We start from the raw sequence: 15,657 nt of genomic DNA on the forward strand, positions 1-15,657 counted from the left end.
CGTTCAGGAGGTCACAGCGGCGTCGCGCTCGGCTGCGAGTTCCGCGACCGAGGCATCGATCCGTTCCCGGGAGAAGTCGTTGATCTCGAGTCCCTCGACGATCTCCCACTGACCGTCGACCGAGCGCACCGGGAAGGAACAGACGATGCCCTCGGGCACGCCGTACACGCCCGGTGACGGCAGTGCGGTGGAGGTCCAGTTGTCGGCGGGGGTTCCGAGTACCCAGTCGTGGACGTGGTCGATGGTGGCGTTGGCCGCCGACGCCGCCGAGGAGGTGCCGCGCGCCTCGATGATCGCGGTGCCGCGACGCGCGACGGTGGGGATGAAGTCGTCGACGAGCCAGTCGCGGTCCGCAGCGAGGTCGGCGCCGCTCCGGCCGCCGACGCGCGCATGGAAGATGTCGGGATACTGCGTCGCCGAGTGATTCCCCCAGATGGTGACGCGGCTGATCTCACCGACCTCGACCCCGGCGCGGTGCGACAGCTGCGCGATCGCCCGGTTGTGGTCGAGGCGGGTGAGTGCGGTGAATCGCTGCGACGGGACCTCGGGCGCGTGGGCGGCCGCCACCGCGGCGTTGGTGTTGGCCGGGTTACCCACGACGATCACCCGGATGTCGTCGGCGGCAACGTCGTTGAGGACCGCTCCCTGCGCCGCGAAGATGTCGGAATTGGCCGCCAGCAGATCTGCGCGTTCCATGCCCTTCGATCGCGGACGCGCACCGATGAGCAGCGCGAAACTCGCACCGTCGAAGGCCTTGCGCGGGTCGTCGAAGACGTCCACGGACTTCAACAGGCCGAAGGCGCCGTCGTCGAGTTCCATCGCGGTTCCCACGGCGGCCGGGACCGCCTGGGGCAGCTCGAGGAGTCGGAGGGCGATGGGCTGGTCGTGACCGAGCATTGCACCCGCGGCGATGCGGAAGACGCTGGCGTATCCGATGCTCCCGGCCGCACCGGTCACGGTGACGACGGCCGGTGCGGGTCGGCTCACGAGTACTTTTCCGTCAGCAGGATCTGGGTGCCCGGTCCGGAGAGCACCAGTGCGTGGCCCACCGAGTACCAGGTGAGGGGGTCTCTGGTGAGCGTGGTGATCCACTCGTCGGCGCCCGCTCGGGGTCCGGGGCAGGCCATCATCGTCGAGGCGAGCGAGCCGACGCGCAGCACCGATCCCTCGACCGTCATCTCGCCGACGTGCCGGTTGCAGCCGGCGAACAGAGAGATTCGGTTGGCGGCGGTGAAGGTCAACTGGAGAGGGCCGCCACCGGGGATCTGGGGGCCGGTCACCGCCGTCGACGAGTAGGACTTGCCGACGAAGGGCGGAACTGCCGGTGCAGCATCACCCGGACCGGCTGCGAACGTACCGAGACCCGACACGAACAACACCGCGCTGACCAGCGCAACAATGCGTAAGCTGATGCGATGTTCGCGGGCTGTGTGGAGTACGCGTGCCGTCTGACGGCGATCCCCGAGGCTCACGTTCAATACGGTAGCCGACCGGATGGGGAATGCGATATGGCCATCGGAGGTGAGATGTGGTTTCGGTGACCTGCCGGACCGAATATCTGACGGGACGCCACCACGCCTCCGCGGGGGCCGCATGGATCGTCATGATGGTCGCGCTCGTCGCTCTCGTCGGGCTCAACATCGCCGGCGTCGACGGTCTGCTCATCGCGGTGGTGGTTGCCGGGCTGCTCGCCGTGTCGCTGTTCGCGGCTGCATACGGCCGACTGGGCGAGCGGGGAGCGGTGTTGCTGACCGTCGACGACGACACCGTCTACTTCGGCGACGAAGACCAAACGTTGGTGTCCTATCCGCTGAGCGCGCTGCAGTCATTCGCGATCGGTGGCCCGGCGTACGAAACCTCGTCGATGACCGGCCCGCAGGCCCAGCAGCTCACTGTCCTGGGGCAGAAATACCTCAGGTTGACCCTCGCGCGTCCACAAAAGGGCTCCGACGCCGGGGCCGATGAGGGCGTCGACCCCGACCTCTGGCAGGTCGCGATCGTCGAGGGCGATCCGGCGGCGGCCGCGGTGATCGACCGGCTGCGAGCGCATGCGCCGCAACGTGTTTCGACGACAAAGAACGCGGCACACAAGTCCGATCGGGAGAAGGCTGCCGACCGGCCGGCGACGGTGTCGGTGGGGTCGATGCCCCCCGACCATGACCTCACCGACCACGACTCCTCGGATCGCGAGCCCACGCCGGTCGATCTGCGCCGGCCCCGCATCGCCGACGCGGGCTCGGAGGAGGCCGCGCAGCGCCTGTGGGAAGAGGCGACCCGCCGCCACGACGAGGTGCTCACCGCCTACGGCACCTACGAACTCGACCCGGCGCTGCTGCTGAAGTATCCGGCGGTCACCGACGTCACGGTCGAACAGACCCAGACCTTCCACCTCGCTCTCGACGAGGCCACCGCCCTGCGTACCGACGCCTACCCGGGGAACCGCGGTCGCGCCGACGCCTACCAGCAGTCCGTGGCCGCCCTCCGGCGGGCCTGGATCGCATGTGAGAAGCATGGACGACGGATCGGCGCGGGCTACCTCGAACCCGCTGACCAGAACGCCCTCGACACCGCACTCAAGCTGTACAACCACGCCGAGGCGAGCAACACCCCCGCCGAGCAGGCCACGTACTACGGGCGGGTTCGCGACATCGTCACCACGATGACCGACCGCGGGGTCCTGCACCCGCCGGAGGCGGCGGTCGCGGAACTGAACGCAGTCACGCGTCGTGCACTGGAGGCCGGCAAGTCCAACGCGTGAGGTCAGTAGTGCGCCGCCTTGATGAACTGTCCGTCGAGTGTGTACATGCCCTTCGACGCGTCGACCCTGGCCATCTCGACGCGGATCACGAAATCGGTGTCGTCGTGGAGGTGTGGCTCGGTGACGTCGATGGCGACCGCGCCGCGGTCGTATTCGGGGATCGAGCCGCGCCTCATCGCGTCGTCGCGGACGCGATCGAACAACTGCGGTGAGATCGCGTCGAAGGCGAAGCCGTCCGGGCGGTAGCGTCCATCCCTGCCGGAGACGTCCGGGAACTTGCCCGGCGCAATGACGATCTGCCCGCTGCGGGCCGGGGTCGTGTACCGGAAGAGGACACCGCCACTGTTCTGGATGCTGCTGGCACTGATGATGGGGGTGTTGTCGGCGATGCCGCGGATCACGAACTCGTCGAGTACTGGTGCGTTCGGGGCGATCCCGGCGAGTGGCAGTGCGGAGCGGGCGATCGTGAACGCGGTGTCGAAATTCGCGGGGTCGAAGTACTTTGCGATGGCGCCGTCGGTGTGGGCCTCGATCTCGATGTCGCGGATGAAGGCGTCTCCGGGATCGAAGGAACCGGTGAGGACGACGGGCTCGTTCGCTGTGGGGCGTCGGATCTCGAACCCGTCGAGTCGGGCGTCCGAGACGATGGGCGTGACCTCGGCCTGCATGGACCCGGCGATGTCACCCAGTGAACCCGCGTTGATCGTGGCCGCGTCGAAGGTCTTGTCCGCCCGGTCCATGGTGGGCATCGCGGATGCGTTGGAACCACCGTCCCAGACATTGATGTTCGTCGCGCGGCCGTTGGAGGGATCGAAAACGATGGCCTGATCGGAGGTCGAGTCGAGGTTGTAGCTCAGGCGCAACACATTTCGGGTCGCACCGGGGCCCAGGTGGTCGACGATCTGATCGAGGAGTCGTTGGTGGCGTTCGGCAAGAGAGGCCTCCGCGTCGTCGCGGCCGGGGATGTCGACGGCCGAACCGAAGGACGGCAGCGACGGGACCGAGATCGTCCAGCTCTCGGCGACACCGAACAGCAGCGCGACGGCCGTCACCAGCGTCACCGCCGGGTAGATGATCGCCAGCCGGCCGGGATGGTCGTCGAACTCGGGGGTGGCGGTCTGATCGCGCGACGGCAACTGGTCGGGCGGGAGGGTCGTGAACGGGTTCGACGCCAGTGCCTGGAAATGCCCCTTGCTCATCGAGGTGATCCACCGCGCTTCGTAGGCGGTGTCATTCGGCGGGTTGACGGTCGCGGTCACCATCGTGGGCTGCATGTCCTCGGCGGTGAGGGTGCTGCGCGTGAGCGCCCCGACCTCGATCTGCGGGGCGTCCCGGGTGACGCCGCGCCGGAACTCCGGCAGCTCCGAGACCCGCGACGCGCGCGGACTGATCACGATCCCCACGACGACCAGCGGAACGCCGAAGAACAGGGCGACCCACCAGGCGTTGAACGCACCGAGTCCGACGCCGCTCGCCACCAGCAACCCGGCCACGACGGCCCGGACCAGTCGTAGGCGTGTCCTGCTCGGGAAGGTCGCGCTCATCGGCCGTCCTAGGGTCAGGGGAGCAAGGGCGAATGCGCCGTCGGCGAAATGGGTGGACTGATCATAATGTCGCCGACCCCGCTCTACCAGGGGCCGCGTACCGTTGTTGCTGACCTGACGGCGCCGCGAGGCCCGACGGGTCGTGTAGTTGGCCGGGAAACGATCAGGAGAAGTGTTTCGGTGGGAAAGCTGACCAACAGCATGTGGCGACTTCTGGGCGCCCAGTCGACTCGCAATCAGTCGAAGTCGCTGAGTGTGATCAAGGAGGCCGAAGCCCACACCGATTGGGCCGCCGAACTCGCCGACGACGCCTTAGTCGGTGAGGCCGAGAAGCTCGACATCGGGTCCAAGCCCGGCGACCGGGCGAAGTTCCTCGCGCTCGTCCGCGAGGCCGCGGACCGCTCGATCAACCTGCGTCCCTTCGACGTCCAGCTGCAGGGTGCGCTCCGTCTCCTCGAGGGCGACATCGTCGAGATGGCCACCGGTGAGGGCAAGACGCTCGCCGGCGCGATCGCTGCGATCGGACACGTCCTCGAAGGACACCAGGTCCATGTCATCTCCGTCAACGACTACCTCGCCACCCGCGACGCCGAGTGGATGAAGCCTCTCTTCGACGTCTTCGGCATTGCGGTGCATGCCATCTCGGAGAACTCCAGCCGCGAGGAGCGTCGACGCGCCTACGCCGGCGACGTCACCTACGGCTCGGTCAACGAGATCGGATTCGACGTCCTCCGCGACCAGCTGGCCCTGTCCGAGGCCGACCTCGTCTCACCCAAGCCCGACGTCGCGATCATCGACGAGGCCGACTCGGTGCTCGTCGACGAGGCTCTCGTTCCGCTGGTGCTGGCCGGATCGACCGAGACCGAGGTTCCCGACCAGGCCATCCACGAAGTGGTCTCGAGGATGAAGAAGAAGCACTACGAGATCGACGCCGAGGGTCGCAACGTGACGCTCACCGACGAGGGTGCGGCCTTCGTCGAAGAGGAACTCGGCGGGATCAACGTCTACAGCGAGGAGCACGTCGGTTCGACACTCGTGCACGTCAGCATCGCGATGCACGCCCACTACCTGCTCGAACGCGACATCCACTACATCGTCCGCGACGGCGGGGTCCACCTGATCAACGCCTCGCGCGGCCGGGTGGCCCAGCTGCAGCGCTGGCCGGACGGCGTCCAGGCGGCCGTCGAACTCAAGGAGGGTCTCGCGCAGACCGACTCGGGCGAGGTCATCGACACCATCACGGTGCAGGCGCTCATCGGTCGCTACCCGAAGGTGTGCGGCATGACCGGTACGGCCCTCGCCGCGGGTGAACAGTTCCGGCAGTTCTACGACCTCCGGGTGTCGCAGATCCCGCCGAACACCGAGAACATCCGCACCGATCTGCCCGACCGGGTCTACGACACCAAGGCCAACAAGGTCGAGGCGATCGTGGCCTACGTCAAGGAGATCCACGAGACCGGCCAGCCGGTCCTCATCGGCACCCACGACGTCGCCGAATCCGAGGAACTCGCGTACTTCCTCGAGAAGGCCGGTGTGTCGTCGGTGGTCCTCAACGCCAAGAACGACGCGCAGGAGGCGAAGATCATCGCCGAGGCCGGTGCGCGCAACGCGGTGACGGTCTCGACGCAGATGGCCGGCCGCGGTACCGACATCCGGCTGGGCGGCTCAGCCGATGACGCCGCCGCCCGCGACGCGGTTGTCGAACTCGGCGGACTGTGCGTGGTGGGCACCGGACGGCACGACACCGAACGTCTCGACAGTCAGCTGCGGGGTCGCGCCGGACGCCAGGGCGACCCCGGCACGTCGGTCTTCTTCTCCAGCCTCGAGGACCCGGTCGTCACGAAGAACCTCGCGTTCAAGCGTGATCCGGTGTCGCCCAACTCAGACGGCTCGATGGGCAGCAAGGGCATCGACCTCATCGAGCAGGCGCAGCGGATCGCCGAGGGCGTGCGCCTGGAGTTGCATGCCAACACCTGGCGCTACAACAAGCTGGTCAACCAGCAGCGGGACATCATCGTCGACCGGCGGATGAAGATCCTCACCACCGACACCGCGCTCGACGAGCTCGCCGAACTCGAGCCGGAGCGCTACGCCGAACTGGCGGGGGAGAAGCCCGCGAAGTCGGGCGATGCGGAGAAGGCGGACGAACCGTCGAAGGTCGACACCGAGGTCGCCGTCGACGCCGTCCCACGTGAGGTGCTGAGCCAGGCGGCCCGCGAGATCGTGCTCTATCACCTCGACCGCGCATGGGCCGACCATCTCGCGTTCGTCTCCGATGTCCGGGCCAGCATCCATCTGCGGTCGCTGGGCAAGGAGAGCCCGCTCGACGAGTTCCACCGGATGATCCTCGCGGAGTTCTCCGATCTGCCCGCCCAGGCGCTCGAGAAGGCGCGGGAGACGTTCCGGGAGGCGAAGATCACCCCGGAGGGAGTCGACCTCGGTTCCTCGGATCTGCACCGCTCGACGACGACGTGGACCTACATGGTCCACGACAACCTCTTCTCCTCCGGCGGGGCGAAGACGCTGCAGGGCATCATCGGGATCTTCCGGTGACCGATCCGGAGGCGGCACCCACGCCGGCTCCGGACCGGATCGTCACGGTGCCGAACGCGCTGAGCGTGCTCCGGCTCGTCCTCATCCCGGTCTTCCTCTGGCTGCTGCTCGTCGAGAAGGCCGACGGGTGGGCCTTCGCGGTGTTGATCTTCTCCGGGGTCTCCGACTGGCTCGACGGGAAACTCGCCCGACTGCTCGACCAGTCCTCGCGGATCGGGGCCCTGCTCGACCCGGCCGCCGACCGGCTGTACATCGTGATCATCCCGCTGGCCTTCGGCGTGCGGGAGTTCATCCCGTGGTGGCTCATCGGCATCATCATCGGACGTGATGTGCTGCTGTTCGCGACGGCGCCACTGCTACGTTCGCGCGGTGTTCTCGCCCTCCCGGTGCTGTATATCGGCAAGGCGGCGACCTTCGCGCTGATGAGCGCGTTCCCGTGGCTGCTCGCCGGTCAACTCGATCCGGTGAGCGGCTTCGCATACGCGATCGGGTGGGCGTTCATGATCTGGGGTGTGGGGCTCTACCTGTGGTCCTTCGTCCTGTACTGGTATCAGACGATCCTGATGATGCGACACATGCCGTCGCGCCGTCAGGCCGACACCTCGCCAGACAGTAGAGTCTGACGGGAACGAAAGGGGCCCTTGTGACCGACAGCAAAGTGCCAAAAGACCTGCGCTATACCGCAGAACATGAGTGGATCGAGAAGATCGGACCGACGACCGTGCGCGTGGGCATCACCGACTTCGCCCAGGATGCACTCGGCGACGTGGTGTTCGTGCAGCTGCCCGACTCCGGTGCAGAGGTCGCCGTCGGCGAATCCTTCGCCGAGGTGGAGTCGACCAAGAGCGTCTCCGACATCTTCGGGCCGCTGACCGGTACCGTCAGCGCGGTCAACGACGCACTGGACGCCTCGCCGGAACTGGTCAATTCGGACCCGTACGGTGAAGGCTGGCTGGTGGAGATCGAGGCCGCCGACGAGTCGACCCTCGAAGAGCAACTGGGTGATGTTCTCGACGCCGCGGGCTACCGCGCCGTCATCGAAGGGTAAGAGTTCCCGCCGATCCGTCCCGGTGGCTCTGATCGACCTGGCTGATCGCCCCGGTGACGATATGATCGACCGTGCCGGAGTCGACTCGCTCGCCGGTGCGATCTACATGACCGGTACGGTTACGGCAGTGGGAAAGAGGCGTGACGTGAACCGACTTCGCGATCACGCTCCGAGATCTACCCGTCCGCACATGTCATGTAGATTCAACCGGCCATCGTGGCGAGAGCCGATTCCGAACCGACGCGAGACCGCGATCGGGACCGGAGACGTGGACGGCCGGACAGTGCGGTTGGCCGAACAGTGCGGCGTGCACTGACAGTGCGATTGCACTGACGACGACGAAGGAGAAGTGGTGAGCGAAAACGACAGGGACTTCGAGGCGCCGGTGGAGACCACCTCGGTGTTCCGGGAGGAGTTCATCAATGAACTCGATGCCGGAACCAGCACCTCGAGTGAGCCGGCCGAGACGGGAGTCGAGCGACTCGCTCCCGGGACCGCGCTGCTTGTCGTGAAGCGGGGACCCAACGCGGGATCGCGGTTCCTCCTCGACCAGCCGACGACCTCTGCGGGTCGGCACCCCGACAGCGACATCTTCCTCGACGATGTGACGGTCAGCCGTCGTCACGCGGAATTCCGACTCGGCGACAACGAGTTCCAGGTCGTCGACGTGGGTAGCCTCAACGGCACCTACGTCAACCGGGAGCCCGTCGACACCGCATCGCTGAGCAACGGCGACGAAGTCCAGATCGGCAAGTTCCGCCTGGTCTTCCTGAGCGGTCCGCGCGACGAAGCAGACGCCTAAAAGTCGTGACGGCGTCCACGGCCCCCCGCGGCGGGGGATCGATGTCCATCGGCACGGTCCTCGCCCAGTTGCGTGATGACTTCCCGGACATCACGATCTCGAAGATCCGGTTCCTGGAATCGGAGGGTCTGGTGACCCCGGAGCGGGCGCCGTCCGGCTACCGGCGATTCAGCGAAGCCGACTGTCAACGGTTGCGCTTCGTCCTGACCGCCCAGCGGGACCGGTATCTCCCGTTGAAGGTCATCAAGGAACAACTCGACGCGATCGACAACGGGAACGGCGGCTTCGGTTCCGGCGGCACCGTGGCGCTGTCCACGGCTCGCGGCACAGTGGCCCCCGCAACCGATTTCGGTGCGCGTGCCGGTCGTGTGTCCCGGGAGACGCTGATCGAACGCACGGGCGTCGACTCGGCGTTCGTGACCGAACTCCAGCGCAACGGGCTGCTGACTGCGGGGCCGGCCGGGTTCTTCGACGAGGACGCCGTCCGTCTCGTCGAGGCCGCCGCGGCGCTGGCCAGTTACGGCCTGGAGACACGCCATCTGCGTGCCTTCAAGGTGTCCGCGGACCGGGAGGCGGGCCTGGTCGCCCAGATCGCCAACCCCATCGCCAAGGGCAAGGGGACCGGCGCGCGCGACCGCGCCGAAGAACTCGTTCGCGAGATCGCCGCGCTGTCGGTGACCCTGCACACGCAGTTGGTCAAGGCGGCCGTGCGCGACGTGCTCGACTGAACTCCTTCTCGACCAGCGCACTCCAGGCCCTCGGGTGTTCCCGGCGGCCTGGAGTTCTCGTATCGCCCAGCAGCGAGTCGGCCGCCGTCCATCGTCTGAGCGGTGTAGCGTCGAGGACATCAATCGATCGCCCTACGAGGCGTCTGGGAGGTGCGAGATGAGCGAGATGCGTGTGGTGGGCATCAGGGTCGAGCCCCCGCAGAGCCAGCCCGTGCTCCTGCTCCGTGAGGTCGATGGCGAGCGCTACCTGCCGATCTGGATCGGGCAGAGCGAGGCCGCGTCGATTGCCTTGCGGCAGAAGGGGATCGAGCCGCCGCGCCCGCTGACCCACGATCTGATCGTGAATCTCATCCGGGAGTTCGGCCAAACGCTCCTCGAGGTGCGCATCGTCGACATGCAAGAGGGCACCTTCTACGCCGAGATGATCTTCTCGGGCGATCTCCGGGTGTCCGCGCGGCCTTCCGATTCCATCGCCGTTGCGATGCGTGCCGAGGTGCCGATCATCGCCGACGAAGAGGTGCTCGCCGAGGCCGGCCTGCTGATCCCGGAGGAAGAGCCCGAGGACACCACCGTCGAGGCGGTCGACGAGAACAAAGAGGACGAGGTCGAGAAGTTCAAGGAATTCCTCGACAACGTCTCGCCCGACGACTTCAAGGCCAGCGGCGCCTGACGCGGTTCCCGGTCACGGAACGGCAACCGGGAGGTCACCATTTGCCTCAATCTCAACTTGAGGTTGAGCCTCATGGCGCGTCGCATTGATCCGGTGTCCCGCTCGGCATAGCGTCGAACTCGACATCGCGCACCACTCAGGGGCCGATGAAGATGTGATCGGCTGACCCGAGCAGGGCCTGGACCGCGTACTGTGGACGTGGATGTCAGGCATCTGATGCGGCATCCGGTCCGAGCTTTGCGAGGGAGACATCAAGTGGGCGATCGTCCGGTCGACAGTGAAGTGACGTCGAGCGACCCGTCACCCGACCATGCTGTGACCGATCGTCCCGCGGGCCCGACGCAGGGCAGCTTCGAGGAGGTCGCACCGGGTCTCTTCCCCGACGACACCGTGCCCGACGAGCTCGTCGGCTATCGAGTGCCGAGTGCCTGCCAGATCGCCGGCATCACCTACCGCCAGCTCGACTACTGGGCACGCACCTCGCTGGTCGTCCCGTCGATCCGCGGCGCCGCGGGTTCGGGCAGCCAGCGTCTGTACTCGTTCAAGGACATCCTCGTCCTCAAGATCGTCAAGCGTCTCCTCGACACCGGCATCTCCCTGCAGAACATCCGTGTCGCAGTCGACCACCTCCGCCAGCGCGGCGTCGAGGACCTCGCCAAGATCACGCTCTTCTCCGACGGCACCACCGTCTACGAGTGCACCTCCGCGGAAGAGGTCGTCGACCTCCTCCAGGGCGGACAGGGCGTCTTCGGTATCGCCGTCAGCGGTGCCATGCGCGAACTCACCGGCACCATCGCGGACTTCCCGGGTGAACGGGCCGACGGCGGCGTCAGCGAGGCAGCGCCCGAGGACGAACTCGCGGCACGCCGCAAGAACCGCACCCGTCGTACCGGTTAGACCGCATCCTCACGGCACCGGCACGTGATCCTCACGACTCTCCCGACGTCGTCTGGACCAACGCGACGTCGACCTGCGTACACTGGTGCGCGCGTCGCTACGCCGCGGGAGAGCGTCACCGAGCAGTCCAAGGTGACCGCCGAAGGAGCAACACCTCTCCGTCAAACTCTCAGGCACCCGGACCGTGGTGGTGACGGCGTCTCTGGAAAGTGACGACTCGTCGTCCGCCCACGGTGAAAGGTCGTCACGCAGCGCCGCGTGACACCGAATCTCTCAGGCGTCTCCCGGCCACCGGTCGGTGACATGACAGAGGGGGAGGGCGAACCAGCCGGCACCGCGCCGGCGCCTGCGAGAGGTTGCCCTCACCATGCCCTCAGCCGACACGTCGTCAGCGCCAGTCACCTTCGTGGACCGCCACGTCGGACCCGACCCCGACGAGACGCAGCGCATGCTCGCGGTGATCGGTGTGTCGTCCCTCGACGAGCTGGCCCATCGCGTCATCCCCGCGGTCATCGCGGACGAACTCGACTCGAACGTCCTGGGTGCACTGCCGCAGCCGCAGGGTGAGAGCGAGGTGCTCGCCGAACTCAGCGGACTCGCGGCCCGCAACACCGCTGCCCGTTCCATGATCGGTCTCGGCTACTACGGCACCCACACGCCCGGCGTCATCCTGCGCAACGTCCTGGAGAACCCGGCCTGGTACACGGCGTACACGCCCTACCAGCCGGAGATCAGCCAGGGACGCCTCGAAGCGCTGCTGAACTTCCAGACCATGGTCGCCGACCTCACCGGCATGGAGGTGGCGAACGCGTCGATGCTCGACGAGGCCACCGCGGCCGCGGAGGCGATGACGCTGCTGCGGCGCGCCGGCAAGTCGAAGTCGCCGCGTGTCGTCGTCGACGCCGACCTCTTCCCGCAGACCCGCGCGGTGATCGAGACCCGCGCCGAGCCGCTCGGCATCGAGGTCGTAGAAGCGTCCCTCAACCCAGAGCTGCCCGACCGCGGTCTGCCCGAAGGTGACTTCTTCGGCGTCGTCCTGCAGGTGCCCGGCGCGTCGGGACGTATCGTCGACGCCGCCCCGATCGTCGACGCCGCCCACGAGCGCGGCGCTCTGGTCGCCGTCGGTGGCGACCTCCTCGCGTTGACGCTGATCACGCCGCCGGGGGAGCAGGGCGCCGACGCGTGCTTCGGGACCACCCAGCGTTTCGGCGTGCCGATGGGCTTCGGCGGTCCGCATGCCGGATACCTCGCGGTCGGTTCGAAGCATGCGCGTCAGCTGCCGGGTCGCCTGGTCGGCATCTCCAAGGACGCCGACGGCAACCTCGCCTACCGCCTGGCGCTGCAGACCCGAGAGCAGCACATCCGCCGCGAGAAGGCCACCAGCAACATCTGTACGGCACAGGTCCTGCTCGCCGTGATGGCCGCCATGTACGCGTCGTACCACGGACCGGAGGGTCTCCGGGCCATCGCGCGCCGCACCCACGACGCCGCGGTCCGCCTGGCGAATTCGCTGGCGGCGGCCGGCTTCTCGGTCGCGCACGCCACGTTCTTCGACACCGTCGAGGTCCACACCCCCGGCCAAGCCGACGTGATCGTCGCCCAGGCTCGTCGCGAGGGCATCAACCTTCGCCGCGTCGATGCCGACACCGTCTCGATCGCCTGCGACGAAACCACCACCGAGGCCGACCTCGACGGCGTGCTGCGGGCGTTCGGCGCCGGCGGCGTGGAGCCGCTCGGCTTCGCCCAGTCCATCGAGAACCGCACCAGCGAGTACCTGACGCACCCCGCGTTCAACCGGTACCGCACCGAGACGGCGATGCTGCGTTACCTGCGGGCCCTGTCCGACAAGGACATCGCGCTCGACCGCAGCATGATCCCGCTCGGGTCCTGCACCATGAAGCTCAACGCGACCACGGAGATGGAACCCATCACGTGGCCCGGGTTCGCGGGCCTCCACCCGTTCGCGCCCGTCGAGGACACCGTCGGCATCCGCGAGCTCATCTCCACCCTCGAGAACTGGCTCGTCGCCGTCACCGGCTACGACCGCGTGAGCCTGCAGCCGAACGCGGGTTCCCAGGGAGAGTTCGCCGGACTGCTCGCGATCCGCGGCTACCACCGCAGCCGGGGCGACCTCGACCGCGACATCTGCCTGATCCCGTCGAGTGCCCACGGCACCAACGCCGCGTCGGCGGTCATGGCGGGCATGCGCGTCGTCGTGGTCGGTTGCCGGGAGAACGGCGACGTCGACCTCGAGGACCTGCGGGCGAAGATCGCCGCGAACGAGGGCCGGATCGCGGCCATCATGATCACCTACCCGTCCACCCACGGCGTGTTCGAGCACGACATCCGCGACATCTGCGGTGCCGTCCACGATGCCGGTGGACAGGTCTACGTCGACGGCGCCAATCTCAACGCCCTGGTCGGCGTCGCGCGTCCGGGGCACTTCGGCGGCGACGTCAGCCACCTGAACCTGCACAAGACCTTCTGCATCCCGCACGGCGGCGGCGGACCCGGCGTCGGACCGGTGGCGGTGCGCGAACACCTCGCGCCGTTCCTGCCCGGACACCCCCTCGCCGACGAGCTGCCCGGCACCGCGACCATCGCCGCGGCACCGTACGGTTCGGCGACGATCCTGCCGATCACCTACGCCTACATCGCCATGATGGGTGCGGCCGGTCTGCGTCGGGCGACGCTCACGGCGATCACCGCGGCGAACTACGTCGCCAAGCGGCTCGGCGACCACTACCCGGTGCTGTACACCGGCGAGGGCGGCTTCGTCGCGCACGAATGCATCCTCGACCTGCGAGCGCTCACCAAGGAGACCGGCGTGACGGTCGACGACGTGGCAAAGCGCTTGGCCGACTACGGTTTCCACGCGCCGACGATGAGCTTCCCGGTGGCCGGCACGCTGATGGTCGAGCCTACGGAGAGCGAGAACCTCGACGAGATCGACGCGTTCTGCGACGCCATGATCGCCATTCGCGAGGAGATCGATCGGGTCGGCAGCGGTGAGTGGCCGGTCGACGACAACCCGCTGCGTGGGGCACCGCATACCGCCGAGGCGCTGGTGGGCGAGTGGGACCACCCGTACTCGCGCGAGGTCGCGGTCTACCCGCAGGGCCTCCCGTCGGCCGGTGCCCGCGCCAAGGTGTGGCCCTCGGTGCGACGTATCGACGGCGTGTACGGCGACCGCAACCTGGTGTGCAGCTGCGCGCCGATCGAGGCCTACAGCAGCTGACCTGAGTGAACGTGGCTCCGCTCCTCATCTGCTCGTCGAGTAGGTGAGGAGCGCAGCGACGAGCCGTCCACCTGCTCGTTGAGTAGGTGAGGAGCGCAGCGACGAGCCGTCCACCTGCTCGTTGAGTAGGTGAGGAGCGCAGCGACGAGCCGTATCGAAACGACTCGGGCGTCTGCTATCCGCCCGCGGTTCCCGAAGGTGCCGGCGAGACCGCAGAGCTCGCCGGCACACTCGTCGGTCCGTAGACCACGCGGTTGATCGCGACGATCGCGCCGTCCTCCGGCGTGGGCATCGGGTTGGGGGTACGGGGGAAGGTGACCGTGGCGGTGGCGGCCGGCATCGGGGCGTCGCCGCGGAAGCCGAGCTCGGTGAGCAGCTGCAGCTGTTCGGGCTGCGAGGCGTAGGAGATGAACTCCGCGACCGCGTCGGCTGCGACGTCGCCGACCTCCGGTCCGGAAAGACGGACGACCGGGTAGTCCGCGATCGGCGTCGGCCCGGACGGGATCACCTCGGCCAACTTCGCGGGCTGGTCGGTCCTGGTCATCTGGAACAGTCGCTGCTCGGTGATCGGAACGGCGTGGATACCGGCCTTCGCCGGGTCGGCGGCATTGGCGATCGCGGTGGCCGCGCCCTGCGGGGTTCCGTCGGGCGAGAGCGGCGCGCCGCCGAGCATCGCCTTCACGCTCGAGGTCACCCGTGGCGACTCCGCGTCGGCAGTGGTCAGCGGGCCGGTCGTCCGTGTCACGCGGGTGGCGACCGCCTGAGCTGCCAGCGCGCTCGCGTCGGACTGAGCGCCGATCGGCATCGCCATGCGCAACGAGCCCCAGCCCTGCAGGCCTAACTCGGTGAGCGAGGCGTCCCGTTGTTGCAAGAGTGGGATCTGTGACCAGTCGAGCTGGTCGCCGGCGGCCTTGGCCAGCTCTGGCGAGACCGCGAGGACGACCGGTGTCGAGACGAGTGAACGGGAGTTGCCCTCGATCAGATCGGGTTTGGCCGAGGCCAGATCCGCCGACCACACCGACGACTGCGGCACCCAAGCGGCGGGGTAGGCGCCCATGGAGTCGGCTTCCCACGTCCCGGTCAGACCGTCGAGGGTGATCTTCGCGTCGCCGGGCCGGACGGCGATGGTGATGCAGTGGTCACGGACCACCGGTTTCGTGTTCGCGAACGAGGTCGCGATCGCCGCAAGACCGGGTGCGATGTCAGGATCAGCGATGATCGGTACCGAGGTGGCACCTTCGACGCACTGCGCGGCGGCGTCGTCGGCCTGCCGGTTGATGCGGTCACCGAGGTCTCGCCAGGTGACGACGATGGCCGCGACGAGCAGGATCGACAGCATTGCGAAGACGACACCTCGGCTGACGCCACGGTTCCGGATGCTCTCCCCGCGGTTCCGATGATGTGCCAACGCTGATGCCC

General features: G+C 67.7%; 13 protein-coding genes and 1 riboswitch. Of the genes, 9 read left to right on the forward strand and 4 right to left on the reverse strand.

The window, feature by feature from the left end; translation table 11 throughout:
- Positions 1–3: 3 nt before the first annotated feature.
- Together M1L58_RS09970 and M1L58_RS09975 are read right to left on the reverse strand one after the other, a co-directional pair.
- Entirely contained in the window at positions 4–987 is a 984-nt protein-coding gene (locus M1L58_RS09970; RefSeq protein ID WP_248658776.1) for a malate dehydrogenase, read from the reverse strand.
- Positions 984–1,472 (reverse strand): META domain-containing protein, encoded by a 489-nt coding sequence (locus M1L58_RS09975; protein ID WP_374112691.1) that lies wholly within the window; start codon positions 1,470–1,472, stop codon positions 984–986. Before M1L58_RS09975 ends, M1L58_RS09970 begins: the two co-directional genes overlap by 4 nt.
- 56 nt (positions 1,473–1,528) lie before the next feature.
- Between M1L58_RS09975 and M1L58_RS09980 the strand changes: the two genes are divergently transcribed.
- A complete protein-coding gene (locus M1L58_RS09980) occupies positions 1,529–2,758 on the forward strand; it encodes a hypothetical protein (protein ID WP_248658777.1) in 1,230 nt (409 codons plus the stop codon).
- Positions 2,759–2,760: 2 nt separating this feature from the next.
- Here the strand turns inward: M1L58_RS09980 and M1L58_RS09985 are convergent, their stop codons facing one another.
- On the reverse strand, positions 2,761–4,302 hold the full coding sequence (locus tag M1L58_RS09985) for a hypothetical protein (protein WP_248658778.1): 1,542 nt from the start codon (positions 4,300–4,302) through the stop codon (positions 2,761–2,763).
- Positions 4,303–4,482: 180 nt separating this feature from the next.
- Between M1L58_RS09985 and secA2 the strand changes: the two genes are divergently transcribed.
- The 8 genes from secA2 to gcvP all read left to right on the forward strand — a co-directional run bounded on the left by secA2 (position 4,483) and on the right by gcvP (position 14,238).
- Positions 4,483–6,855 (forward strand): accessory Sec system translocase SecA2, encoded by a 2,373-nt coding sequence (secA2, locus tag M1L58_RS09990; RefSeq protein WP_248658779.1) that lies wholly within the window; start codon positions 4,483–4,485, stop codon positions 6,853–6,855.
- Positions 6,852–7,478, forward strand: a complete 627-nt coding sequence (locus M1L58_RS09995; RefSeq protein WP_248658780.1) for a CDP-alcohol phosphatidyltransferase family protein — start codon at positions 6,852–6,854, stop codon at positions 7,476–7,478. The genes secA2 and M1L58_RS09995 overlap by 4 nt, the downstream gene beginning before the upstream one ends.
- Before the next feature lie 20 nt (positions 7,479–7,498).
- Positions 7,499–7,903 (forward strand): glycine cleavage system protein GcvH, encoded by a 405-nt coding sequence (gene gcvH, locus M1L58_RS10000; protein WP_248658781.1) that lies wholly within the window; start codon positions 7,499–7,501, stop codon positions 7,901–7,903.
- Positions 7,904–8,252: 349 nt separating this feature from the next.
- Positions 8,253–8,705: a glycogen accumulation regulator GarA gene (gene garA, locus M1L58_RS10005; protein WP_005199386.1), complete on the forward strand. Its 453-nt coding sequence runs from the start codon at positions 8,253–8,255 to the stop codon at positions 8,703–8,705.
- 41 nt (positions 8,706–8,746) lie between these two features.
- On the forward strand, positions 8,747–9,433 hold the full coding sequence (ftsR, locus tag M1L58_RS10010; RefSeq protein WP_248658782.1) for a transcriptional regulator FtsR: 687 nt from the start codon (positions 8,747–8,749) through the stop codon (positions 9,431–9,433).
- A gap of 157 nt (positions 9,434–9,590) precedes the next feature.
- Positions 9,591–10,103, forward strand: a complete 513-nt coding sequence (locus M1L58_RS10015; protein WP_248658783.1) for a bifunctional nuclease family protein — start codon at positions 9,591–9,593, stop codon at positions 10,101–10,103.
- A gap of 255 nt (positions 10,104–10,358) precedes the next feature.
- Positions 10,359–11,000 (forward strand): MerR family transcriptional regulator, encoded by a 642-nt coding sequence (locus M1L58_RS10020; RefSeq protein WP_248658784.1) that lies wholly within the window; start codon positions 10,359–10,361, stop codon positions 10,998–11,000.
- Between the two features lie 95 nt (positions 11,001–11,095).
- Positions 11,096–11,195: riboswitch (glycine riboswitch) on the forward strand.
- Positions 11,196–11,367: 172 nt separating this feature from the next.
- A complete protein-coding gene (gene gcvP, locus M1L58_RS10025; RefSeq protein ID WP_248658785.1) occupies positions 11,368–14,238 on the forward strand; it encodes an aminomethyl-transferring glycine dehydrogenase in 2,871 nt (956 codons plus the stop codon).
- A gap of 175 nt (positions 14,239–14,413) precedes the next feature.
- Here the strand turns inward: gcvP and M1L58_RS10030 are convergent, their stop codons facing one another.
- Positions 14,414–15,646 carry a hypothetical protein gene (locus M1L58_RS10030; RefSeq protein WP_248658786.1) on the reverse strand — a complete coding sequence of 411 codons (1,233 nt, stop codon included), beginning with the start codon at positions 15,644–15,646 and terminating at the stop codon, positions 14,414–14,416.
- Between the last annotated feature and the right edge of the window lie 11 nt (positions 15,647–15,657).

Source organism: Gordonia sp. C13 (assembly GCF_023218005.1).
Taxonomy (GTDB): Bacteria; Actinomycetota; Actinomycetes; order Mycobacteriales; family Mycobacteriaceae; genus Gordonia; species Gordonia namibiensis.